The sequence below is a fragment of the Pantoea sp. SGAir0175 genome (assembly GCF_043547855.1).
Window position 1 is genome coordinate 1,591,230 of record NZ_CP028081.1, and the last position, 23,810, is coordinate 1,615,039.

The 23,810-nt window shown below is 57.0% G+C and carries 16 protein-coding genes; 12 read left to right on the top strand and 4 right to left on the bottom strand.

The window, feature by feature from the left end; all coding sequences use genetic code 11:
* Positions 1 to 33 precede the first annotated feature (33 nt).
* The 3 genes from yegD to C1N56_RS07250 all read right to left on the bottom strand — a co-directional run bounded on the left by yegD (position 34) and on the right by C1N56_RS07250 (position 4,981).
* Positions 34 to 1,386: a molecular chaperone gene (yegD, locus tag C1N56_RS07240; protein ID WP_104093114.1), complete on the bottom strand. Its 1,353-nt coding sequence runs from the start codon at positions 1,384 to 1,386 to the stop codon at positions 34 to 36.
* A gap of 75 nt (positions 1,387 to 1,461) precedes the next feature.
* Positions 1,462 to 4,026, bottom strand: a complete 2,565-nt coding sequence (locus C1N56_RS07245; RefSeq protein ID WP_394517323.1) for a diguanylate cyclase — start codon at positions 4,024 to 4,026, stop codon at positions 1,462 to 1,464.
* A 343-nt stretch (positions 4,027 to 4,369) separates the two neighbouring features.
* Entirely contained in the window at positions 4,370 to 4,981 is a 612-nt protein-coding gene (locus C1N56_RS07250) for a phosphatase PAP2 family protein (RefSeq protein WP_021509320.1), read from the bottom strand.
* 229 nt (positions 4,982 to 5,210) lie between these two features.
* Between C1N56_RS07250 and udk the strand changes: the two genes are divergently transcribed.
* The 3 genes from udk to asmA all read left to right on the top strand — a co-directional run bounded on the left by udk (position 5,211) and on the right by asmA (position 8,409).
* Positions 5,211 to 5,849 (top strand): uridine kinase, encoded by a 639-nt coding sequence (gene udk / locus C1N56_RS07255; protein WP_010615887.1) that lies wholly within the window; start codon positions 5,211 to 5,213, stop codon positions 5,847 to 5,849.
* A gap of 119 nt (positions 5,850 to 5,968) precedes the next feature.
* A complete protein-coding gene (gene dcd / locus C1N56_RS07260) occupies positions 5,969 to 6,550 on the top strand; it encodes a dCTP deaminase (protein ID WP_021509321.1) in 582 nt (193 codons plus the stop codon).
* A 59-nt stretch (positions 6,551 to 6,609) separates the two neighbouring features.
* Complete coding sequence (gene asmA, locus C1N56_RS07265) at positions 6,610 to 8,409, top strand: outer membrane assembly protein AsmA (protein ID WP_394517324.1); 1,800 nt, start codon at positions 6,610 to 6,612, stop codon at positions 8,407 to 8,409.
* Positions 8,410 to 8,608: 199 nt separating this feature from the next.
* Here asmA and C1N56_RS07270 read toward each other — a convergent pair whose 3' ends face one another.
* Positions 8,609 to 10,177, bottom strand: a complete 1,569-nt coding sequence (locus C1N56_RS07270; protein WP_278706855.1) for a TerC family protein — start codon at positions 10,175 to 10,177, stop codon at positions 8,609 to 8,611.
* Positions 10,178 to 10,966: 789 nt separating this feature from the next.
* On the opposite strand from C1N56_RS07270, the gene wbaP reads away from it, so the two are divergent.
* The 9 genes from wbaP to wcaK all read left to right on the top strand — a co-directional run bounded on the left by wbaP (position 10,967) and on the right by wcaK (position 23,807).
* Complete coding sequence (gene wbaP / locus C1N56_RS07275) at positions 10,967 to 12,400, top strand: undecaprenyl-phosphate galactose phosphotransferase WbaP (protein ID WP_058757291.1); 1,434 nt, start codon at positions 10,967 to 10,969, stop codon at positions 12,398 to 12,400.
* A gap of 299 nt (positions 12,401 to 12,699) precedes the next feature.
* Positions 12,700 to 13,830 carry a polysaccharide export protein gene (locus tag C1N56_RS07280; RefSeq protein WP_031280061.1) on the top strand — a complete coding sequence of 377 codons (1,131 nt, stop codon included), beginning with the start codon at positions 12,700 to 12,702 and terminating at the stop codon, positions 13,828 to 13,830.
* Positions 13,831 to 13,839: 9 nt separating this feature from the next.
* Positions 13,840 to 14,274, top strand: coding sequence for an arsenate reductase/protein-tyrosine-phosphatase family protein (locus C1N56_RS07285; protein WP_021509326.1), 435 nt, complete (start codon positions 13,840 to 13,842; stop codon positions 14,272 to 14,274).
* Positions 14,275 to 14,286: 12 nt separating this feature from the next.
* The gene (gene wzc / locus C1N56_RS07290; RefSeq protein ID WP_021509327.1) at positions 14,287 to 16,464 is read left to right on the top strand and encodes a tyrosine-protein kinase Wzc; all 2,178 of its coding nucleotides are present in this window, start codon (positions 14,287 to 14,289) and stop codon (positions 16,462 to 16,464) included.
* 560 nt (positions 16,465 to 17,024) lie between these two features.
* Complete coding sequence (locus C1N56_RS07295) at positions 17,025 to 17,942, top strand: glycosyltransferase family 2 protein (RefSeq protein ID WP_394517325.1); 918 nt, start codon at positions 17,025 to 17,027, stop codon at positions 17,940 to 17,942.
* A gap of 70 nt (positions 17,943 to 18,012) precedes the next feature.
* On the top strand, positions 18,013 to 18,765 hold the full coding sequence (locus tag C1N56_RS07300) for a glycosyltransferase family 2 protein (RefSeq protein ID WP_058769966.1): 753 nt from the start codon (positions 18,013 to 18,015) through the stop codon (positions 18,763 to 18,765).
* 155 nt (positions 18,766 to 18,920) lie between these two features.
* Entirely contained in the window at positions 18,921 to 19,955 is a 1,035-nt protein-coding gene (locus tag C1N56_RS07305) for a glycosyltransferase (RefSeq protein ID WP_021509330.1), read from the top strand.
* Between the two features lie 69 nt (positions 19,956 to 20,024).
* Positions 20,025 to 22,235 (top strand): phage tailspike protein, encoded by a 2,211-nt coding sequence (locus tag C1N56_RS07310; RefSeq protein ID WP_394517326.1) that lies wholly within the window; start codon positions 20,025 to 20,027, stop codon positions 22,233 to 22,235.
* Positions 22,236 to 22,544: 309 nt separating this feature from the next.
* Positions 22,545 to 23,807 (top strand): colanic acid biosynthesis pyruvyl transferase WcaK, encoded by a 1,263-nt coding sequence (gene wcaK / locus C1N56_RS07315; RefSeq protein ID WP_058757295.1) that lies wholly within the window; start codon positions 22,545 to 22,547, stop codon positions 23,805 to 23,807.
* The last annotated feature ends 3 nt before the right edge of the window (positions 23,808 to 23,810 follow it).

The following is a 23,810-nucleotide window of genomic DNA, read 5'->3' on the forward strand; positions in this document are numbered from 1 at the left end:
ACCCTAACCCTCTCCCGCAAGCGGGAGAGGGAATTATCTGAACATCACTTCCGCCCAGCGCGCCAGGCCGGCGGTGACCGAACCGAAATCATCGCCGCTGGCGATGGGCGTGTCGGGCAGCGCCTGCTGCAGCGCGGCGCGCAGGATCGGCGAACGGGCACTGCCGCCGGTGAGGTAAATCACCTCCGGACGGGTGTCACAACTGGCCAGCGCCAGCTGCACCTGCTCAAGAATGCGCGCCAGCGGCTGGTTAATCGCTTCTTCCAGCTGCGCGGCGCTGATCTCCGCCTGCAGCGTTTGCGCAATAAACGCCAGCGAGGCTGCGGTCTCGCGCTCCTCGGAGAGCGCAATCTTGCTCTCTTCCGCCGCGCGCACCAGCCGGTAGCTCAGCTTCTGCTGCCAAACTTTCAGCAGATGCGCGACTTTATCGCCCTGTTCGGCATCACGCACCAGATCGCGCAGCAACTTACCGCTGGCGGCTGAGTAGAAGTCGCTTTGTGCCGGCACATCGTTAATTGCCACCGCGTTCCACCACGGCAGGGCGGGCAGGGCAGTGCCCTTCAGCGTGTTACCGCCCAGACCCAGCAGCGGCATCAGCGTTTTGAACGCCAGCATAATATCGAGATCGTTACCGCCGACGCGGCAGCCGCTGTGGCCAAGCAGGCTGGCACGGCGATCGGACTGATTACGCCACTGCGGCCCCATCAGCAGCATGGAGCAGTCGGTGGTTCCGCCACCGATATCCACCACCAGCACGCGTGTCTCCTGCTGCAGCGTGGCTTCAAACTCCAGACCGGCGGCAACCGGCTCGAACTGAAACTCGACGTCGCGGAACCCGGCACGCTGTGCGGCACGCAGCAGAATGCCCTGCGCCTGCTGGTTGGCGTCGTCACCGCCCAGCCCCTGGAAATTGATTGGCCGGCCAATCACCGCCTGGTCAATCGGTTGATCGAGCTGGGTTTCGCCCTGCTGGCGAATGTGCAGCATCATGGCGCACACCAGATCTTCAAAGAAGGCGATCTGCTGGGGTTTCAGGCCGCTGGCACCGAGGAACGACTTCGGTGATTTGACGAACCACACCTCTTCCGGATCGACCATATAGTGCTGCAGCGCGGTCAGACCAAACTGCACGCTGGCAGGCGTTACCTCGATATCCTCTTCGCGGTTATAACGCAACGCGCGCTGCAGCAGCGCGGTGCTTTCGCTGTCTGGCGTGGGGATTTGATGGTGGCGGTGCAGCCATTCACTGATGGCTTCGCGCGTGGGCGCGCAAATCATGGAGGGAAGCAGGCGCTGACCGTTTTCCAGTGTCAGTAACCGCGGTGTGCCGCTATCCGTTACCGCGATGGAACAGTTAGCCGTGCCGTAGTCGAATCCGATAAACATTATATCCCCCATGCCAGAAAAAAGGGGGCGACTTTAGCGCAGCCAACGCGGGCTGGCAATGGGCAGCGCCGCAGTTTATCCCTGAACTTCCTGGTAAACCTGATACTGGCCGCGCCCGGCGTGTTTGGCGCTGTAACAGGCGACATCGGCCTGCGACATCACCACATTGCTGATGCAGTTATGCTGATCGATTTGCGTGATACCGGCGCTGGCACCGACGTGATACGGCCGGTCCTGCCAGATAAAGGTAAAGTCATGCACCGCGCTGACGATGCCCTGCACTACCTCGCGCACCTGGTCAACATTGCTGTAGGGCAGCAGCAGGCCAAATTCGTCACCGCCGAGGCGCGCCAGCACATCGCTATTGCGCAGGTGCTGCTGCATGAGATCGGCCAGTGCGCGCAGCAGCGCATCGCCAGCGGCATGGCCGGCGGTATCGTTGACCGCTTTAAACTTATCCAGATCGATAAACACCAGCACGTGCTCACTGTGATGCGCGGCGGCGTCATTTACCAGTCGCTTCAGCTGCTGTTCAAAGCTGTGACGGTTCGGCAGGCGCGTCAGCATATCGTGGGAGGCGCTGTAGCTCAGGCGTTTCATCATGCGGCGCGACTCGCTGACGTCATGAATGACCATTACGGCACCAATGTCGCTGCCGGTCAGGGTTTTCAGCGGCGTGATGCTGTAGTGAATCTCGACCTGGGCACCATCCGGGGTATGCAACACCAGCTCCTCTTCCAGGTCCGGTGTGGTTTTGCTGGCGGGCAGGCTGCATAGCAACAGATTCTCCACGCGCGGCCCCTGCGCGCCACGCGTAATCGTCAGCAGTTCGCTCAGCGCCACGCCAGCCGCTTTCGCCTGCGGCCAGCCGCTCAGCGTCTCGGCCACCGGATTCATGAAGGTCACCCGCATCTCATCGTCAGTACAAATCACCGCTTCACCGATCGAGTCGAGGGTGATGGCCATGCGTTCCTTCTCCTGGAACAGCGCTTCATTCAGCGTGCGCAGCGAAGTAATGTCCTGGCAAATGCCGAGCATGCGTTCGATCTGCCCGTCCTTACTGATGATGCTATTGGCCTCGGAGCGCACGTAGCGCACGCCCTGCGGCAGATTGATGCGGTACTCCAGCTGGAAGGCGCTGCGGCGCTCAATCGCCTGCTGAATGATGAGCGCGGCCGCTTCGCGTTCCTGAACATCGACCAGATGCAGCCACAGGTCGTAGCTCGGCACCCGGTGCGGCTCCAGCGCAAATAACTCGTACATGCGCTTGTCCCATAACATCTCGCCGTTTAGCAGGTTCCACTCCCACACGCCGATGCCGCCCGCTTCGTTGGCCAGCGTGATGCGCTCCATCAGCCGCTGGTTGACCTGCTCGCTCTGCTTCAGCTCGGAGATATCCACAATCTGCGCGATAAAGTAGAGCGGTTGCAGCCGCGCATCACGCACCATCGAGACCGTGAGGCGCGCCCAGACGATCTCGCCATCTTTGCGGAAATAGCGCTTTTCCAGGGTATAGGTCAGGATCTCACCGGCGATCAGCCGCTCCAGCTGCTGCAGGTCGCTGTTGAGATCGTCCGGATGGGTGATCTGCTGGAAGGTGAGTTTTTTCAGCTCTTCCGCCGCGAAGCCCAGCGTGCGGCACAGCGACTGGTTGACCTGCTGCCAGCCGCCTTCCGGTGATACCAGCGCCATGCCGATGGCGGAATACTCCATGGCGTTACGGAAGCGGGTTTCGCTTTCGCTGATGTGGTGCTTTTCACGCTGGAAGGCATCCATCACCAGCGACATTACGTGGCTCGGCAGCAGCACCAGCAGAAACGGCAGCCAGGTGCTGACCTGGCCGAGCAGCAGATCGTTGCGCGCCAGGTTGACCCAGTCGAGCGCCAGCAGCAGCGAGATAAAGCTGGCGTTGAGGAAAAACAGCAGAAAGGCTTCGAATTTGGGCAGGCGCACCGCGCACCAGAACAGAATCACCACGATAAAGGTAAACGGCCACGGCAGGAAGCGCAGCGCCAGATAGCTGGCCAGCAGCGTGACGATCAGCGTGAGCAGCGTCTCCAGCTGACGTTCCGGCGTGATCAGCTGGCGCAGCGGTTTATCAGGCCACAGCAGCAGCACCGGACCGAAGGCCAGCACGCCAATCACTTCAGAGATCACCCAGGTGGAGAAAAACGGCAGCGAGGCGTGGCCGTCGACGTGCAGCATCCATAGCGCCACCACGCCGCCCAGCAGCGGCGCGATCAGGCCCGCAGCCAGCGCAAAGCGTATCCAGTCGGCCAGTGAGTTGAGCGGGGCTTTGCGGTCGAGCAGTGCGCGCAGCATCAGCCCGCCGAGGATGGCCTGCACCATATTAAGGATGGCGAATTTGACATTGCTCAGGGCCGGGCCGATCACCAGCAGATTGGCCAGCGCCGTGCCGAGCACGCAGCTGGCCAGCAGCAGCGGTACCTGTCGCGAGGGTGCGCGGAACACCACGACGGTCATTAACGCGGTGGAGTACCAGAGCGGGGAAATGCGGCCGCTGACGACAATCAGTTCCAGACAGAACAGCGTCAGTAAAAATGCCAGCGCGCAAAGCAGCAGGGCGCTGAGCCACTTTTTTTGCGGATTATCCTGCGAGGTTACTATCTCAAGAGTCATGCACGAATCCAGCAGCGCGCATTGATTACTCGAAGAAAAATGCGCCAGTCAATCTCTTAATCCATGCTAGCACATCTGTCAGATATCTTTGTGCGGAAATGTTTTTTTGCGGCCTGCATCCAGGTGCGCATGAATGCGCACCCGACAAAAACGGTGAAATCTGCTGGCAGTATCGCGGCTGCTGGATCTGCAGCGATTCAGGTAAGGACACGACAAATTGCACAATTTTGTAGCGGCGCGATTTATCGCGCAATAAATTGCGCCGCTACCGTATGTGCAATCATTTATGAAACGTGTTCAAAACGTAATGGACAGACCTTACACCCTTTACCGCGCAACGCACTCAGCGGAACAAATCGGCGCGGGTGAAGGGCTTTTCCAGTCCGGCGAGGTCAGCGGAAAAACGCTCGAGGAACTGCTGGGTGGTGGCGACGCGGCCGTGGCCCATCAGCAACAGCGGAATCAGAAATGCCACCGCCACCTGCACCACGCTAAAACCCTTCAGCGCGGTGCGACGCTGGCTCAGCAGGAACGCGCTGCTCAGGGTAAAGCCCAGCATCAGTCCGGCCAGCACTTCACTCACCGAGTGCGCGTGGATCACCAGGCGCGATAATCCCACCATTAACGGAATCAGATAGCCGATACCGATAGTCAGGGCGCGCCAGAACGTGGGCCAGCGGCCGGATATCAGCCACATCATCACCGGCCACAGCGTCGCTGACATCGCGCTATGGCCGCTGAACCCGGTGAAGTTGTAGCGCGCGCTGCCAATGCCGAAGCCGAGAAACATAATTTTCGAGATGCTGACCAGCAGGCCCGCCAGGCCAAACGCCAGCAGCCAGTACCAGACGGTGCGACGGTTGTCGCTTTTCCATGGCAGCACCAGTGCGATGATCACCGCAGTGGGGATCAGCAACATACTGTCGCCAAAATAGGTCAGGGTTCTCCAGCTCATACTTTTCCTTGCAACGACTATCGGGCTCCCGCCAGTCACACGGCGGGCAGAGAAACAGTGTATCGATTAAGCCGCTGGCTGCAAAACGGGATAGTCTGAAAAGGCGGCGCGCCGGTTTTCACTGGCATCAACCCGGTGAAATCCCTATAATTGCCGCCAACTAACCCTCTCAATCGGCCTGTTTTTGTGCAGACAGAAACCGGCTCCAGTTATCAGGTCTTAAAAAAGTATGACTGACAAGTCTCATCAGTGCGTGATCGTTGGCATTGCAGGTGCATCCGCATCCGGAAAAAGTCTTATTGCCAGCACGCTCTATCGTGAAATCCGTGACCAGGTCGGTGACGAGCATATCGGTGTGATCCCCGAAGATGCCTACTATAAAGATCAAAGCCACCTCACCATGGAAGAGAGGGTGAAAACCAACTACGACCATCCGAGCGCGATGGACCACGATTTGCTGCTGCAGCATCTGCGCGCACTGAAGGCCGGCGAAGATATCGACCTGCCGGTTTACAGCTACGTTGAGCACACCCGCACCGACGAGTGTATTCATCTGAAGCCGAAGAAAGTGATTATTCTGGAAGGGATTCTGCTGCTGACCGATGCACGGCTGCGCCAGGAGCTTAACTTCTCGATCTTCGTTGATACCCCGCTGGATATCTGCCTGATGCGCCGTATGAAGCGCGACGTCAACGAGCGCGGGCGCTCGATGGACTCGGTGATGAGCCAGTACCAAAAGACCGTGCGCCCGATGTTCCTGCAGTTCATTGAGCCTTCCAAGCAGTATGCCGACATCATTGTGCCGCGCGGTGGTAAAAACCGCATCGCCATTGATATCCTCAAGGCCAAAATTAACCAGTATCTTTGACGACGCCCGTCCGGTTCAGCGGGACCGGAACGGGACACCGTGCGTCCGGATGGACGTGACGCGAGCGGTTTGTCACAACCTGACCACCTTTCGCTACACTTAATCATGGAGTTGCTGCGATGAGATTATGCGATCGCGATATTGAAAGCTGGCTGGACAGCGGCAAGCTGGCCATCGATCCCCGTCCGCCGGTTGAGCGCATCAACGGTGCTACCGTGGATGTGCGCCTCGGTAACCAGTTCCGTACGTTTAGCGGCCACACCGCACCGTTTATAGATTTGAGTGGTCCAAAGCATGAAGTGAGCGCGGCGCTGGATCGCGTGATGAGCGATGAGATTGTGCTGCCGGAAGGCGAAGCATTCTTTCTGCATCCGGGTGAACTGGCGCTGGCGGTGACGCTGGAATCCGTCACCATCCCCGACGATCTGGTGGGCTGGCTGGATGGCCGTTCGTCACTGGCGCGCCTCGGGCTGATGGTGCACGTTACCGCGCACCGCATCGATCCAGGCTGGCAGGGCCGTATCGTGCTGGAGTTTTACAACTCCGGTAAGCTGCCGCTGGCGCTGCGTCCCGGCATGCTGATTGGCGCACTGAGCTTTGAACCGCTGTCCGGGCCGGCGGCGCGTCCTTACAATCGCCGCGAAGACGCCAAATATCGCGGGCAGCAGGGCGCTGACGCCAGCCGTATTGATAAAGACTAACGTTTCTCCTGGAGTGATTTCGCGCCAGCGGCCTGAAATCTGACGGTGATGAGGATGCAATGAGAAGACTGATAACCACGCTGGCCATCCTGTTAGTGGTGGTCGTAGCGGGCATGACGGCACTGGTGTTGCTGGTCAATCCCAACGACTTTCGTACCTATATGGTACAGCAGGTAAAACAGCGCAGTGGTTATCAGCTTGAAGTGAGCGGCGACCTGCGCTGGCACGTCTGGCCGCAGCTCAGCATTCTGGCGGGCCGCATGAGCCTGACCGCGCCCGGCGCCAGCCAGCCGATGGTGACCGCCGATAATATGCGCCTGGACGTCAATCTGTGGCCGCTGCTGTCGCATCAGTTGAGCGTCAGCCAGGTGATGCTGAAAAACGCGATTATTCGCGCTACGCCGGACAGCGCGGTGCAGAAACCGCAGGGCGCGCCGATTGAGCCGGGCGATAGTGAACCGGCCATCGCCGCCAGCAATGGCTGGACCTTTAACATCAGTAAACTGCGCATCGCCGATAGCCTGCTCATCTGGCAGCAGCCGGGCGGTGACGAGTACAACTTCCGCGATCTCAACCTCAATCTGAATCAGGACGATAACCGGCAGGCCAGCGTTGAGCTGGCGACACGCGTGTCGCGCAATCAGCGCAATCTCAGCCTGAACCTGAAAGGGCAGATGGACGTGGCGCACTATCCGCACCGTATCAGCGGCCAGCTGGATGAGCTGGATTACACGCTGGACGGCGCGAACCTGCCGCCGCAGGGCATTAAAGGGACGCTGAGCGGGCAGGCGCAGTGGGATGGCGACCAGCAGCAGTTTGCGCTGAACAAGCTGCAGTTAACCGCGAACGACAGCGCCCTCGACGGCAGCGCTGAGGGCCGGCTGGCCCTGCCGCAGCAGCTCAATCTCGCGCTGCACGCGACCTCGCTCAATCTGGATAACCTGATGGCCAGCGCGCCCGCCAGCGATAACAGCACCACGCAGCAGGCTAACGTGATGCGCACGCCGGTGATCGCTGAGCCGCGCGCGCACAATAATGCCGACTCGCCGCTCAACAGCATGGATTTACAGCTGACGCTCGACGCTGACAGCAGCGTGTGGCGCGGTCTGACGCTCAGCAATCTGCAAATTGACGCCCGCAATCAGCGCGGGCTGCTGACGCTCAACAAGCTGCAGGGCAAATTTGGTGACGGCCACTTTTCCATTCCCGGCTCGGTGGATATCCGTCAGCCGGTCACGCAGGTGGCGTTTCAGCCGGAGCTGAGCAGCATTGCCATTGCGCCGCTGCTTAAAGCGCTGGAACTGCCGGCTTCGCTGCAGGGCACGGTCTCGCTCAAGGGCGACATCAGCGGTGCCGGGCTGAGCGTGGCGGAGGCGAAACAGAACTGGCAGGGCAATGCAGAACTGGAAGCAACTAATCTGCAACTGGCGCAGCTGAATCTGCAGCAGATGGTGCGCCGCGCCGTGGCGCGCGTCAGCAATCGCGTCAGTAACGATCAGCCGGATGATCAGGGAATTGAACAGTTAAGCGGGCGCATCAGCCTGAAGCAGGGCAACGTCACGCTGCCGGATCTGCAGGGCGGCAGTAGCCGGCTGGCGCTGCAAACCCACGGCAACGTGGATGTGGTCAAGCAGCAGCTGGATGTCACCATTAATATGATTCTGCGCGGCTGGCAGGGCGACGACCGGCTGGCGAAAGTACTCAACGGCCAGCCGATTCCGCTGCGCATTTACGGCAGCTGGGGCAATCTGCAGTATTCACTGCCGGTGGACGACGTGGTGCGCCAGCAGTTACAGGGCGAAGCCAAAACGCGCCTCAATCAGTGGCTGGATAGCCAGAAGTCTGCACCGCGGCAATAAAAGGACCAGAGCGACGTTATCGGATTGTTCATCGCGCGATGATTCGCGCCGCGACACCGCGTTGCACTGACGGGTAGCGGCGCAATTTATTGCGCAATGTACAACGGTGCGGATGTCAGGCATGCGCGATAAATCGCGCCGCTACAAATCGCAACACAGGTGGCCGGACACGCATAATAAATCACGCCCCGGCACCTGGTTAAATAAACGGTGCGGGCGCGACCGGCACTATCTCGACTTTTTGCACCCGATGGTTCTCCACCTGCAGGGTGCGCAGCAGATAATCCCCGACGCGCAACTCCTCACCTTCGGCCGGCACGTGCTGCAGGCTATCCATCAGCAATCCCGCCAGCGTATGGTAATTGCGCCTCTCGTCGAGCGGCAGTGCCACATACAGCGCTAAATCTTCCAGCGGCATATGGCCGTTGGCGATCCAGCCGCCATGCTCTGCGGGCTGAATATCGTAACGGGCATCAATCTCTTCCCCTTCATTGGGCAGATTGCCGGCGATGGTCTCCATCACGTCGCTCAGCGTTACCACGCCTTCCACCGAACCAAACTCATCCACCACAAAGGCAAAATGGGTGCGCGCATGGCGAAACTGCTCCAGCGCCTGCAGCAGGGTGACGCGCTCGGGAAACACCAGCGGCTGGCGAATCAGCGCACGCAAATCCAGCGATTTACTGTGCAGCGACTGATGCAGCAGATCGATCACATGCACCACGCCCAGCGGCTCGCGTCCCTGTTCGGTGATCAGCAGGCGCGTATGCTGGTTGCGGTCGAGTTTATCCATGATCGACTGCGGGTCTTCGCTCAGATCGATGTGCTCGACGTCATGGCGTGACGTCATGATGCTGTTGATCTGGCGCTGACCCAGACCCAGCACGCGCATTATCATGCGCCGCTCCTGACGATTAAACAGCGCTGCGCCCTGGTTATCGCTCAGTAGCGATGCCGTGTCGGCATCCAGATCGGCGCGCTGTGCTTCACCGCGCAGAATGCGCAGCACGGCTTCGGCGGTGCGCTGGCGCAGCGGTCGTCCGGCGGTAAGAAAACGGCGGCGATTAAACAGCGCCAGCTGGTTAAAGATCTCAATCACAATCGAGAAGCCAATGGCCGCGTACAGATAGCCTTTCGGGATGACGAAGCCGAAACCCTCTGCCACCAGACTAAAGCCGATCATCAGCAGAAAGCTCAGGCAGAGAATCACAATGGTCGGATGGCCGTTAACGAAGCGCGTCAGCGGCTTGCTGGCCAGCAGCATTAACAGGATGGCGATGGTCACGGCGATCATCATCACCGGCAGGTCGTTGACCATACCGACGGCGGTAATGACGGCATCAAGTGAAAAGATGGCGTCCAGCACCACGATTTGCGCCACCACCGGCCAGAATTTAGCACCGCTGTTATTTTGACCCGATTCCTCGTCGCTGCCCTCCAGCCGGGCGTTCAGTTCGGTGGTGGCTTTAAACAACAGGAAGATACCGCCGCCCAGCAGCAGCAGGTCGCGTGCGCTGAAGCTTTGCTGGAAGAGGGTGAACAGCGGTTGGGTCAGCGTAACCAGCCACGACAGCGACGCCAGCAGCACCAGCCGTGATACCAGCGCCAGCAGCAGACCGAACACCCGCGCGCGGTCGCGCAGCGTCGGCGGCAGCTTCTCCACCAGGATGGCAATGAAAACCAGGTTATCAATACCCAGCACCAGCTCAAGAACGATTAGCGTGACTAATCCTGCCCAGAGCGACGGATCGATGATCCACTCCCACATACTTTCATCACCATAATGTCTAAAAATGAGCTTAGTCTGATGATAGTTAATCGTCAGACAGGGTACAAATACGCCCCGGCCGCGCGGATGTCGCGGGCTGGCGGCTTATTAGGATTAATCTTACCTTGCTCAGCCGGGCGATAAGTGAAAAGTATGGATAAACATCCTGTGTGGATGAAGACCACTATTTATTCTTATCCAGCGGCAAAAGCGTACATTTTTAATGCGACTAATCTGAAGACGGGTATCGAATTATTCTGAATTTTGGCGTGAAATTGCCTGGCGGGGCTGGCATCAATACTTATGGCTGGTAGTCTTTTTCCTAAAATAGTGCAGGGAAGACGGGGCCTACTTGTAAACAAGCCAGTAATAACTAGTATAGCAACGTGTTAGTAAATGTCTGCGCCAATGTTGTTAATAGCGCGCTGTTTAGCTTCTTAATGTTGTGAATTGTGATCGTGCACGGGTTAAGGCGGGTATTTCCCGGCGTGGCGACAAAGCGCGGACAAAAAATAGGGTGTTGTAAGCGGTATTGGCAGCGACAGCCAAGGGCGGTAGCGTGCCTGACGTGGTTTTCACAGGTTAAGAATTGTCTGGCCTTGCGGCAAAAGGAAGTCAGACTAATCTGTTGGTATTTATCACAATTTTCTTGCTTAACTGGAAAGAGAATTGGCCTAAATGCCGGGGAGTTCGCCGCAGTTTGTCTCGCTGGTTTAGTTAGTGCATCGCTCATTAATTACTCAGGCTTAGGCGTTAGGGATTAAGGGAAATAAAATAAAAGAGTCAAATATGCGCGATAATGAATTTACATATAAAAGTCTTCTGACAAAAATTTTACTGGCGTGCTCGGATTTAATTTGTTTCAACGCGGCATTGTTTATTGCACTCGCGCTGATTAATTCGTTCGCCGATTCTCCACTGGCAGATATTTCTGAAAAAGACCTCAACTTAAAAATCGCCACCCATGTCTGTCTGTCCTTAATTTGTACAGGCTGGTTCTGGGTTCGCCTGCGTCATTATACCTATCGCAAACCCTTCTGGTTTGAGCTGAAAGAGATCTTTCGTACCATTCTCATTTTCTCTGTCATCGATTTGTCAATTTCAGCATTATCACAATGGCAGATGTCCCGTTTTGTCTGGGTATTAACGTGGATTTTAGCGCTGGTGCTGATTCCGCTGGCGCGCGCTATTTCCAAACGCGTGCTGAATCATTTCGGTATGTGGAAAAAGCAAACCATTATTATTGGCAGCAACCGTAACGCGCAGGAAGCCTGGCAGGCGCTGCAGAGCGAAGAGGTGATGGGCTTTGATGTGATCGCCTTCTTCGACGTCGATGGCAGCTGCCCGCAGGCTAGCATCTCCGGTGTACCGGTGCTGCATAACGAGCAGGAGCTGTGGCAACTGACCAACAGCGAAACCCAGTTTATCGTTGCGGTTGAGTTCGAGCAGAGTCAGCACCGCGACCGCTGGCTGAAAATGCTGGCGATGCATAACTGTCGCTCGGTCTCGGTTATCCCGACGTTGCGCGGCGTACCGCTGTACGGCACCGATATGGCTTACATCTTCAGCCATGAAGTGATGATTCTGCGTGTGAATAACAACCTGGCGAAACGCACCTCGCGTGTCCTGAAGCGGGCATTCGATATCGTCGGCGCGCTCAGCATCATCATCGCGCTGTCACCTGCGCTGCTGGTACTCGGCTTCATGGTTGGCCGTGATGGCGGACCACCGATTTACGGTCACGAACGTGTGGGTCTCAATGGCCGCAAGTTCAAGTGCCTGAAGTTCCGCTCGATGGTAATTAACTCGAAAGAGGTGCTGGAAGAGGTGCTGCGCACCGACCCGGTAGCCCGCGCCGAGTGGGACAAAGATTTCAAACTGAAAAACGATCCACGTATTACCAAAGTCGGTCATTTCATCCGTAAAACCAGCCTGGATGAGCTGCCGCAGCTGTGGAACGTCGTGCGCGGTGACATGAGCCTCGTTGGCCCGCGCCCGGTGATTGAAGATGAACTCTGCCGTTATGCCGGTGATGTTGATTATTACCTGATGGCAAAGCCAGGCATGACGGGATTGTGGCAGGTCAGCGGTCGTAACGACGTTGACTATGAGACGCGCGTCTATTTCGATTCGTGGTATGTCAAAAACTGGTCGCTGTGGAATGACATCGCGATTCTGTTTAAGACGGTCGGCGTGGTACTCAAACGCGACGGCGCTTATTGATAGACAGCAAGGGCAGGGGACGAAATAACGTTCCCGCCTGATAACTGCCGGTGCTGGGAGTGTCTGTAACTGATAACTGCCATTATCGAGCCCGAACAGAGCGGGTTATTAAGCCGCTTAACGATAACCCACTTTAATTGAAGTCGTCTGCAACCAGGATGACAACATAAACCAGGGAGCTAATGATAATGAACCTCAGTTTCAGTGTTTAATTCCTTGCCTTTATTTTTGTTAGACGCTTACACAGCGGCGTTTTCGCCTCTATCAATCATTAACTGATAGCGAAGAACCAGATGATAATGAAAACTAAATTGATACCGTTACTGGTATCCGCGACTTTCCTCTCCGGGTGCACCATCGAACCAGGTTCGCACCTTTCCACTAGCGGAAAAGATGTCATTGAGCAACAGGATAGCAATTTTGACATCGACAAATACGTTAACGTCTTCCCTCTGACGCCGCGTCTGGTTGAACAGATGCGTCCGAAGCCGCTGGTTGCTCAGGCTAACCCGCTGCTGCAGAACGAGATTCAGAGCTATCAATACCGCGTTGGCATCGGCGACGTACTGAACGTCACCGTATGGGATCACCCTGAGCTGACCACGCCGGCCGGTCAGTACCGCAGCGCCAGCGACACCGGTAACTGGGTACAGGCAGACGGTACCATCTTCTATCCGTACATCGGTAAAGTGCGCGTTGCAGGCCGCACCGTGACGGAAATCCGCAGTGAAATCGCGCGTCGTCTGGCGCAGTTCATTGAAAGTCCGCAGGTGGATGTCAATGTGGCCGCGTTCCGTTCGCAGAAAGCCTACGTGACCGGTTCGGTCACCACGTCCGGCCAGCAGCCGATCACCAACGTGCCGCTGACCGTGCTGGATGCGGTGAACGCCGCGGGTGGCCTTGCTGCCGACGCCGACTGGCGCAACGTGGTGCTGACGCACAATGGCCGCGAGCAGCGCATTTCGCTGCAGGCGCTGATGCAAAACGGCGACCTGAGCCAGAACCATCTGCTCTATCCGGGCGATATCCTTTACGTACCGCGTAACGACGATCTGAAGATCTTCGTAATGGGCGAAGTGAAACAGCAGACCACGCTGAAGATGGACCGCAGCGGCATGACGCTGGCTGAAGCGCTGGGTAACGCACAGGGCATGGATCAAACCACCTCTGACGCCACCGGCGTATTCGTCATTCGTCCGATTCGCGGTGCTAACCGCACCAAGATCGCCAACATCTATCAGCTGAACACCAAAGATGCGGCGTCGATGGTGATGGGCACCGAATTCCAACTGGAGCCGTACGACATTGTCTACGTCACCGCAACACCAATCACCCGCTGGAACCGCGTGATTTCCGGACTGCTGCCGACCATCGTGGGTATCGACGATGCAAGCTCCGCAGCGCTGCGTTTCCGCAACTGGTCGGACTAAGGTTTTACCATGATTAAGTCAGTGTTAGTCGTCTGCGTCGGCAACATTTGCCGCTCCCCCACCGGGGAGCGTCTGTTTAAACGCGCACTTCCGCATACCCGTATCGCTTCTGCCGGTCTTGGCGCCCTGAAGGGCCACCCGGCGGATAAGACGGCCAGCGCCGTCGCCGCTGAACATGGCGTCTCGCTGGACGGTCATGAGGCTCAGCAGTTAACGGCCAGCATGTGCCGTGACTTTGACCTGATTCTGGTAATGGAGAAGCGCCACGTTGAGCAGGTGAACCGCATCGATCCGGCCGCGCGGGGGAAGACCATGCTGCTGGGCCACTGGCTTAACCAACAGGAAATTGCGGATCCGTACAAAAAAAGCCGTGAGGCCTTTGAAGAGGTTTACGGGTTACTGGAAAACGCTACCCAGAAATGGGTTAACGTACTAAGCCGATAGTTGGGAATATCCATGAATATCAAAAACAAGGTTATGACTGCGCCAAAAGAAGATTCGAATGGATGGGATCTGGCGCATCTTGTGGGGCAGCTGATCGATCATCGCTGGATCATCGTGGCGGTCACCGCTTTCTTTATGCTGATGGCAACGCTCTACACACTGTTTGCTACGCCAATCTATAGCGCGGACGCTATGGTGCAGGTGGAGCAGAAAAACACCGCCTCGGTGCTGAACGAATTACAGGATGTGATTCCGACCACGCCAGCATCAGACACCGAGATTCAGATCATCGAATCCCGCATGGTGATTGGTAAAACCGTTAACGACCTTGGTCTGGACACGGTCATTCAGCAAAACTACTTCCCGGTGATCGGTAAAGGTCTGTCGCGCCTGATGGGCAACAAGCCGGCGCAGATTGCCATTTCACGCCTGGAAATTCCGCGCAGCATCGACAAACGTACCGTTGAGCTGGAAGTCACCGGTCCGCAGACCTATACCGTGAGCAAAGACGGCGACGAGCTGTTCAAAGGCCGCGTCGGTCAGCTGGAGCAGCACGGCGACGTCACCATGCTGGTTAGCGGCATTCAGGCTGACGAAGGCACCAGCTTCAGCGTCACCAAGCTGAGCGACCTGCAGGCGATTAAAACCGTACTGGGCGCGCTGACCGTCGCCGATAAAGGCAAAACCACCGGCGTGCTGGGCCTGGAGTTCCAGGATGAAGATCAGGAGCAGGCGAGCCGCGTGCTGAACCAGATCGTCAACAACTATCTGCTGCAGAACGTTGAGCGTAAGTCTGAGCAGGCGGAAAAGAGCCTCGAATTCCTGCGCACCCAGCTGCCTAACGTGCGTGCCAAGCTGGACGATGCGGAAGACAAGCTGAACACCTTCCGTCGTCAGAACGAGTCGGTCGACATGTCGCTGGAAGCCAAATCGGCGCTCGACTCTTCCGTTAGCGTCCAGAGCCAGCTGAACGAGCTGACCTTCCGTGAAGCCGAAGTTTCCCAGCTGTTCACCAAAGACCACCCAACGTACCGCGCGCTGCTGGAAAAACGCAAAACGCTGGAAGCGGAACAGGCACAGCTGAACAAGAAAATCTCGGCCATGCCGCAGACCCAGCAGGAGATTCTGCGTCTGACGCGTGACGTGCAGGCCGGTCAGGAAATCTACATGCAGCTGCTGAACCGTCAGCAGGAACTGGGCATTAGCAAGGCCAGCACCGTGGGTGATGTGCGCATCATCGACCGTGCTGAAACCAGCACCAGCCCGGTAGCACCGAAGAAGCTGCTGATTATTGTCGCGGGTCTGATTGTGGGTCTGATGCTGTCGGTTGGTCTGGTGCTGCTGAAAGCGCTGTTCCACCACGGGATCGACAACCCGGAGCAGCTGGAAGAGCTGGGCATGAACGTCTATGCCAGCGTACCGCTCTCCGAGTGGCAGCGTAAGAAAGACACCGAAGCGCTGGCGCGACGCGGCAGCAAAGAGAAGTCGGATCCGCACAACACGCTGCTGGCGCTGGGTAACCCGACTGACCTCTCCATCGAAGCGATTCGCAGCCTGCGTACCAGCCTGCACTTCGCCATGATGGAAGCGAAAAACAACATCCTGATGATCACCGGTGCCAGCCCGGGTATTGGTAAAACCTTTATCTGTGCCAACCTGGCGACGCTGGTATCCAAAGCAGGTCAGCGCGTGCTGTTCATCGATGGTGATATGCGTCGCGGCTATACCCACGAGCTGCTGGGTGCGGATAACAAGACCGGCCTGTCTAACGTACTGTCAGGCAAGAGCGAGTTCTCGCCGGCGATGATTCAGAAGGGCGTGTACGGTTTTGACTTCCTGCCGCGCGGTCAGGTGCCACCGAACCCGTCTGAGCTGCTGATGCATCGTCGCATGCAGGAGCTGCTGGACTGGGCGAGCAAGAACTATGACCTGGTGCTGATCGATACGCCGCCGATTCTGGCTGTGACCGATGCCTCCATCATCGGTAAGCTGGCTGGTACCTCGCTGATGGTGGCGCGTTTCGAAACCAACACCACCAAAGAGCTGGATGTTAGCTACAAGCGCTTCGCCCAGAACGGTATCGAGATTAAAGGCGTCATCCTCAACGCCGTGGTCCGTAAAGCGTCGAATGCCTATGGTTATGGCTACGACTATTACAACTACGAATACGGCAAAGAGAGCAAAAGCTAAGCAACATCGGGGGCGGATTTTCCGCCCCTTTTTATGACTAAAATGCGTTAGCGAGGTGCGCATAAATGCGCACCCTACGTGGACGGTGCAGGAGAATTGACCTGTTTGCCGGTCCGCATAAATGCGCACCCTACGTGGACGGTACAGGAGAATTGACCTCTTTGCTGGTGCGCAAAAATGCACACCCTACGTGGACGGTGCAGGGGAATTGACCTCTTTGCTGGTGCGCATAAATGCACTGACGGTCAGAACCGTGCCCGACGCTGTAGGGTCGCCATTCATGGCGACCGGAAAACCGCTCTGTCGGATATAACGCCATTCATGGCGACCGGCAAACCGCCTGGCCGGACACAACGCCATACATGGCGACTAAATTTTTCGGTGCGTTTTGCACCATCCAACATACACACAGCACAATCTTAGGTATTTCCGTGACGGTACGAAAAGTCTTATTGAAAAAGAATACTAACGGCATGATTTTTCAGAACAAAGCCGATTCCTTTCTACAGGCCGCTCGCGTTACCGTTGAATCTGGAACAGCTGTTTAAGAGGTGCTGGCAATGCAGGACATCCGCTTCTCAATTGTAATTCCCGCTTATAACGCGTCGAAATCGATTGTCACGACGCTGGATTGCGTCAAAGCGCAAACCTATCGCAACTTTGAAGTCATCATCGTGGATGACAAATCCGCAGATGCCGCGGAACTGGCGCAGGTGGTACGCGACGAGCGGTATCAGGATCTGGACATCAAACTGGAGCTGTCTGAGGTCAAACTCAACGGTGCCGGCGCGCGCAACAAAGGTATTGAACTGGCGCAGGGCGACTTCATCAGCTTCCTCGACGCCGACGACGAGTGGCACGCGGACAAGCTGCTGGAAGTGTGCGATACCATCCGCAAGCTGGAAGCGCAGGGTAAATCGCGCTATGTCATCTTCAGCCAGGTCAATATTCATCAGGACGGCAGCTTCCTCAAAGTGATGCCGATGCAGCCGCCGGGTAAGAACGAGACCGTGGCGGAGTACCTGTTTGGCTGTTACGGCTTTATCCAGACCAGTACCATCGTGCTGAAACGCGAAGATGCCGCCAGAATCCAGTTTGATGCGCGCTATATTCGCCATCAGGATTATGACTTCTGCATCCGCGCCGACCGCATGGGCTACGAATTTGTGATGATCGCCAAACCGCTGGCGACCTACCATCTGGTGACCAAATTTGGTTCCAAACACAAAGGCGAGTCGGTGAAGTACTCCTTCTTCTGGCTCGACACCATGAGGCCGCATCTGACGGCGCGCGATATCCATACCTACAAAGCGTTCAAGCTGCCGCTGCGCTACAAAATGGATGGCAATTCGCTGCTGGCCAGCGTCAGTTTTGCGCGCTACTTCTTCCTCACCAACCGTGATAACCGCGCCTACTTCATCAATCGCCTGGTCGATAAGCTGAAGTCGCGCTTCACGGGGCGAAGAGCGGTTTCCTGATCGATTTATGACTTTCACTTGCTCCCGCAGCGGGAGCATTTTTTCGGTTCCTGACACTCCGGGTATACAAATGACAAATCATGTTGGCACCATCGGTATCGTGATGCCGATGTACAACGCGCGCAACACCGTGCTGCGTGCGGTTGAGTCGATCGTGAATCAGACCTACAGCGACTGGCATCTCTACCTGGTCAATGATAAATCCACCGATGATTCACTCGCTTTTGTGCGCGAGCACTGCCAGGACGCGCGCATCACTATCCTCAGCAACGAGGTCAACCTCGGCGCGGCGGAAACGCGCAACGTGGGCCTGCGCGCGGCCAAAGAGGAGATCATTGCGTTTCTCGACAGCGATGACGAATGGCACGCGGAGAAACTGGCCGAGCAGGCCGCGGCGCTGGCCGCCGGTGACGACTTCGTCATCACCCATTATCACTACAAAACCAAAACCGCCGATCACGACATCAACTACAACAAACCTTATCTGCAGCAGGAAAACTTCGTGAAGAAGCAGTATCGCGTCTGCTTCTCCTCGGTGTGTTTCCGCCGTCCGCCACAGGGCATCTTCTTCCAGCGTAAAGGCCATGAAGACTTCCTGTTCCTCTATGAGCTGTTCCTCCGCTACAAACAAGCCCGGGTGATCCAGAAGACGCTGGTCAACTACTACGAGCTGGGCGATTCGCTGTCGCGTAACAAAAATAAAGCGGCGAAATGGCACCTCGAATTATTAAGAATTATCTATAAAAACAATCCTTTAAAAATCTATTACTATTACGGCTGGTATATGGTGAATGGGGTTCTTTTCACCCTTAAACATCGCTAAGACCCTGTGTCCTTCGCGCTGCCGCTACGTTGGCTGCGCACGTCCATCCCGGTCACTTACTTGAGTAAGCTCCCGGGAATGAACGCACTTGCCGCCTTGCGGCAACGCAAATGACTTGGGTCTGGATTTGAGCAATTTGAGGTGAAAAGTATCAGATGAAAAAGATTGTTTTGGTTATTAAGGATGCCTACTCCTACGCAGGCACGGAGAATATCTGCAACTTCATGTCGGAGTGCCTCGGTGAAGAGCATGCCGTCACCATTTACTCGCTGGAAGGGCACGGCAAAACCTTTTACCCGTTTGAGCGGGTGAAAGAGATTGTCAGCTTCGAAGGCCACAGCAACCCGATTAAAAGTGCCGTGGCGCGCATCCATCAGGAGGGCTTCGACAGCGTATTCCTGATCAGTATGGGGCGCCTGAGCGTGATGTTTGCCTTCTGGAACCTGATGGCAATGAAGAAAAAAACCTTCAAAGCCTACGCCTGCGAGCACATCGCCATCAACTCGTTCAGCAAGCCGATCAAACTGCTGAAGTGGCTGCTGCTGCGCTACTACGACCAGGTGATCGTGCTGACTGACAAAGACCATCAGGTCTTTACCCGCTGGCATATCCCCAGCCAGCAAATTCCTAATCCGGTGGTGTACAAATCCTGGCAGCGCGAGACGCGCAGCCGTCAGGCGCTGGCGGTAGGCCGCCTCGATAACCAGAAGGGCTTTGACCTGCTGCTGGATATCTGGGCCGACTTCAGCAAAAAACACCCGGAGTGGAAGCTGGTGATCGCCGGTGACGGCGAACTGCGCCAGCAGCTGCACGATCAGGCCGCGGCGCTGGGCATCACCGGCAGCGTTAACTTTGTCGGCAAAGTCAGCAATATCAATGACTACTACCGCGACAGCGACATGGCGCTGATGACCTCACGTTATGAAGGACTGCCGCTGGTACTGCTGGAAGCCAAATCCTGGTCGCTGCCGGTGGTGGCCTATGACTGTCCGACCGGACCGCAGGAGATCATCAATCACGGCGAAGATGGCTTCCTGGTTCCAATGAACGACAAAGCCACTTTCCTGGCGCGCATGGAGCAGCTGGCCAGCGACGATCGCCTGTTCTTTGCCATGAGCGAAAAGACCAAAGAGACGGCGCTGAAGTTTGACGGTAATCAGATCAAACAGAGCTGGCTGGCGCTGGTGTAACCACTTTTATCGTGCCTCGGGGATACCTTTTCGGCCGCCATGCGGCCCCATGACCACGGGATTGTTAGCATGAAAAGAAGAGAAGTCTTGCAAACTGCAGCCTCCTCCATTGTTGCCGCGCTGTCGGTGAGCGCGTTTTCCAGTTACGCCGCCAAAAGTGGTCAGCCGGCGCTGAAAGCGGTTGATGCCTCCAGCGTCCCGCCGGGCGATGTGCCGATTCTGACGCCGGAAAACGTCTATACCATGCCACCGCAGTTCTGGCAGAATTTTGAGGGCAAACTGTGGATTGGCGCAGCAGGCAAAGATGCCAGCCAGGCCGGCAACCAGATTCCGGTGTATCTGCGCGACGCCAGCGGCAAGGTTTCCCAGGTGAGCCAGCCAATTGCGCTCAATAAAGGCAACTTTGCCCAGTTTATTCACGATAACGCCGCGTTAATCGCCAATCCTGCACACTCGATGGTGGTGGAAGATAACCAGGGCAATACGCTGTTTTCCATCAGCGACGTGTCGCGCCCGAACGCCAGCAACTTCAGCCAGCGCCTGGCGCAGCCGAACGGCTATCAGCTGATCGGCGAAATTCCGTCGGTGGAAGAGCTGCGTAAAACCCGACCGCTGTTTGCCGGGGCGAAAATCAAGCTGAAAAGCTGGCACGAAGGGCTGGAAGTGGGCGGCGGCGAGTTCGTCGGCGTGTATGGCGAAGGCGAAGATGATGGCGGCGTGATTTTCAGCGGCAACGGGTTCTACTGGCGCCGCGTGGTGGAAGATTTCAACCGTCTGACGCTGTTTGACTTCGGCGCCATCGCCGATGGCAAAACCGATACGGCGCCGGCGATCAAAGCCATGTATCAGTGGTCGCTCAAGGCTAACCAGCAGATCTGCGTGCAGTTTCCGGCAGGCACCTTCTTTGTGACCGGCTGTGACTTTGGCGATCAGCAGCAGCGCTTCTTCCGCATTTCCGGCGCGATGGTTAACTTCGGCTATTTCCCGGCGACCACGCTGGTTTCTGACGGTCGTTCCGAATTCCTGTTCCAGGTGAATGCGCGCTGGACCGAAATCTCCAACCTGATCTTCAACGGTCAGAACGACAAGCGGCCAAACAAACAGGGGCTGTTCTGCAACACCTGTCCGGGCGGCCAGTTCTTCCGCGGCGCCTGCCTGCGCTTCAACCGCGTCGGCGGCACCTCGATCAGCCTGCTGGATACGCTGGATTGCAAAATCGACCAGTGGTACGCCGACACCTGTACCGGTGACGTGATCAAAGCCAGCTGGTCCGGACAGAAGCAGGGTGCGTGGGACCACAGTACGGCGATTGAACTGTCGAACTTCAACGCCCAGCGCTGTACCGGCGGCATGGTGCTCAACCTGCCGCGCTGCAGCCAGTCGATCATTCATAACGGCTGGATTGAGCACAGCGAGCACCCCGGCGACATCTCGAACGGCCAGTGGATTATTGATGCGCTGAGCCTGGAAGATTGCAAAAACCCGCTGAACGCGCGCAATTCCCGCCTCAACATGCGCCAGACCAATCTGCAGTCTGGCAGCTGGATCGATAACTCGCTGGAAGGCGAACGCTGGCTGAATATCTGGGAGATGGGCTCAACGCGGGTGGAGTCTTACGGCGTGGCCATCGACGGCAGCCTGAAATACAACTACATCACGTCGCGTTTCCGTCTGACCAACAACACCAATCAGGCCACCTGGTTCGAGCTGGGTAATTTTTACTCGCCAACCGTGGGTGACAGCTGGGAGATCGAGCTGTTTGGTCAGTCGCAGTTCAGCAATGGCAGCGATAAACAGCCGCTGCTCGACGTGATGGGCGGTAAACAGACCGGCGGTCGCGCGGTGATTCATCTGCAGCGCAAAACCAGCAAGGCGGAAGCCAGCTGGTCCGCGGAAGGCAGTTCGCCGGTGCTGGAGGTGCGCGTCGATGCGCGCAGCGATACCGATAGCAAAGTGTTCGTCAAACTGGCGGGCTGGACGCCGACGGCGGTGGTGCTGATTAAGAGCACCGCCAAAGACCGTTTCCTCACCGGCCGCTGTGCGCGCGTTGACGCCACCATGGCGCAGGGCAGTCCGACCAGCGGCAGCCAGCCGGCCCCGCAGCGGTTTAGCCTGCACAACGGTAAAGCCGGCATCGGCGGCAACGAGCAGGGCGATTTGCTGCTGGCGTCGCGCGCGCTGAAGCCCGAAGAGGTGGATACGCGCCAGCCGAAGGGGTTTGTTTCAGTGGTGATCAACGGCGAGCAGGTGGCGCTGCCGTATTTTGCGCTGAAGTCGTGAGGATTTAACGCAGGTAACGGTGCAATTTATCGCGGAGGCCACAACAGCACCGAGCGAGGACGGGCAAAGCGCAATAAATTGCGCCGCTACGGTTTGTGCAGAGGTGATTTCTGCACTGACCCTTTGCACAGTCTGTAGCGGCGCGATTTATCGCGCATGTAACACCTGTCGCAGGTATCAATTACGTCACAACAGGCAGTCGTTAATTTCGGGCCGCTGGCCCATTAGCAGTTTTTTCTTACAGAGTTCACTTAGCCAGTATGGAACTGGCGGCTTGTAAAAAATTACAAAAATTTATCTGGAGTTTTTATGAAGATTTTATTGGTGGGTAACCATACCTGTGGAAATCGTGGGGATGGCGCGATTTTACGTGGACTGATTGATTCATTGCAGGCCGCGCGTGGGGATCTGGATATCGATGTCATCAGCCGCTATCCAACCAGCTCCGGATATTTACTGCAGCAGCACATCCAGCAGGATTCGCTGTTTCTGCATAACAGTAAGGCGCCAAAAGGGCTGGTCAGCAGCCTGAAGCGCAAAGTCGCCAACCGTCTGATGCCGGACATCATGATGGCGCACCTCGGCAAAGGTGGCGTGTATAAATCCTTCTCGGTGCCGCCGCATCTGGCGGAATTCACCCGCAGCCTGGCGAAATATGACGCCATCATTCAGGTCGGCGGCTCGTTCTTCGTCGATCTGTACGGTGTTACCCAGTTTGATCACGCGCTGTGCGCGCTGATGGCGAAGAAGCCGCTGCACATGATCGGTCACTCGGTGGGCCCGTTCGAAAACCCGCGCGTCAATGCGCTGGCAAACTTTGTTTTTGACCGCGTCGACAGCCTGGTGCTGCGCGAAGAGGTCAGCCTCGATCGCCTGAAGCAGGATGGCGTGACCACCAGCCGGGTGAAGAAGGGCGTGGACACCGCGTTCCTGGTGCAGGCGCGCGAGGTGGAAAATCCGAGCCACAACCTGCTGCACTGGCAGAACATCATTCAGTCGCGCAAAACCATCGCTATCACCGTGCGTGAGCTGGCACCGTTCGACAAACGTCTTGGCGTCACGCAGAAAGAGTACGAAGCCGCGTTTGGCCGGGTGATCAACGCCATGATCGCCGAAGGTTATCAGGTGGTGGCGTTCTCCACCTGTACCGGCATCGACAGCTATGCCAAAGATGACCGCATGGTGGCGCTGACGCTGCGCGACCACGTTGAGCAGCCGGAGCACTACCATGTGATCATGGACGAGTTCAACGACCTGGAACTCGGCATCCTGCTCAGCCACTGCCATCTCACCATCGGCACGCGCCTGCACTCGGCAATCATCTCCATGAACTTCGGGACGCCAGCCGTGGCCATCAACTACGAGCACAAATCACTCGGCGTGATGAACCAGCTGGGGCTGCCGCAGATGGCCACCGACGTGCAGAGCCTGATGGACGGCTCGCTGATCGACAAAGTGCAGACGGTGCTGGCGGACTACGACAACGTGAAGCAAAAAGTGAACACCGCGGTGGCGCAGGAGCGTGAAATCGGCAACCGCATCACCGAAGAAATTCTCAACGTCCTGGGGTAAGTG

Coding starts and splice junctions, on each gene's coding strand:
- C1N56_RS07295 (WP_394517325.1), top strand. CDS start 17,025: ATGCAGGACATCCGCTTCTCAATTGTAATTCCCGCTTATAACGCGTCG.
- C1N56_RS07245 (WP_394517323.1), bottom strand. CDS start 4,026: ATGACTCTTGAGATAGTAACCTCGCAGGATAATCCGCAAAAAAAGTGG.
- udk (WP_010615887.1), top strand. CDS start 5,211: ATGACTGACAAGTCTCATCAGTGCGTGATCGTTGGCATTGCAGGTGCA.
- C1N56_RS07310 (WP_394517326.1), top strand. CDS start 20,025: ATGAAAAGAAGAGAAGTCTTGCAAACTGCAGCCTCCTCCATTGTTGCC.
- C1N56_RS07270 (WP_278706855.1), bottom strand. CDS start 10,177: ATGTGGGAGTGGATCATCGATCCGTCGCTCTGGGCAGGATTAGTCACG.
- wzc (WP_021509327.1), top strand. CDS start 14,287: ATGAATATCAAAAACAAGGTTATGACTGCGCCAAAAGAAGATTCGAAT.
- dcd (WP_021509321.1), top strand. CDS start 5,969: ATGAGATTATGCGATCGCGATATTGAAAGCTGGCTGGACAGCGGCAAG.
- wbaP (WP_058757291.1), top strand. CDS start 10,967: ATGCGCGATAATGAATTTACATATAAAAGTCTTCTGACAAAAATTTTA.
- C1N56_RS07280 (WP_031280061.1), top strand. CDS start 12,700: ATGAAAACTAAATTGATACCGTTACTGGTATCCGCGACTTTCCTCTCC.
- C1N56_RS07250 (WP_021509320.1), bottom strand. CDS start 4,981: ATGAGCTGGAGAACCCTGACCTATTTTGGCGACAGTATGTTGCTGATC.
- yegD (WP_104093114.1), bottom strand. CDS start 1,386: ATGTTTATCGGATTCGACTACGGCACGGCTAACTGTTCCATCGCGGTA.
- C1N56_RS07305 (WP_021509330.1), top strand. CDS start 18,921: ATGAAAAAGATTGTTTTGGTTATTAAGGATGCCTACTCCTACGCAGGC.
- C1N56_RS07285 (WP_021509326.1), top strand. CDS start 13,840: ATGATTAAGTCAGTGTTAGTCGTCTGCGTCGGCAACATTTGCCGCTCC.
- asmA (WP_394517324.1), top strand. CDS start 6,610: ATGAGAAGACTGATAACCACGCTGGCCATCCTGTTAGTGGTGGTCGTA.
- wcaK (WP_058757295.1), top strand. CDS start 22,545: ATGAAGATTTTATTGGTGGGTAACCATACCTGTGGAAATCGTGGGGAT.
- C1N56_RS07300 (WP_058769966.1), top strand. CDS start 18,013: ATGACAAATCATGTTGGCACCATCGGTATCGTGATGCCGATGTACAAC.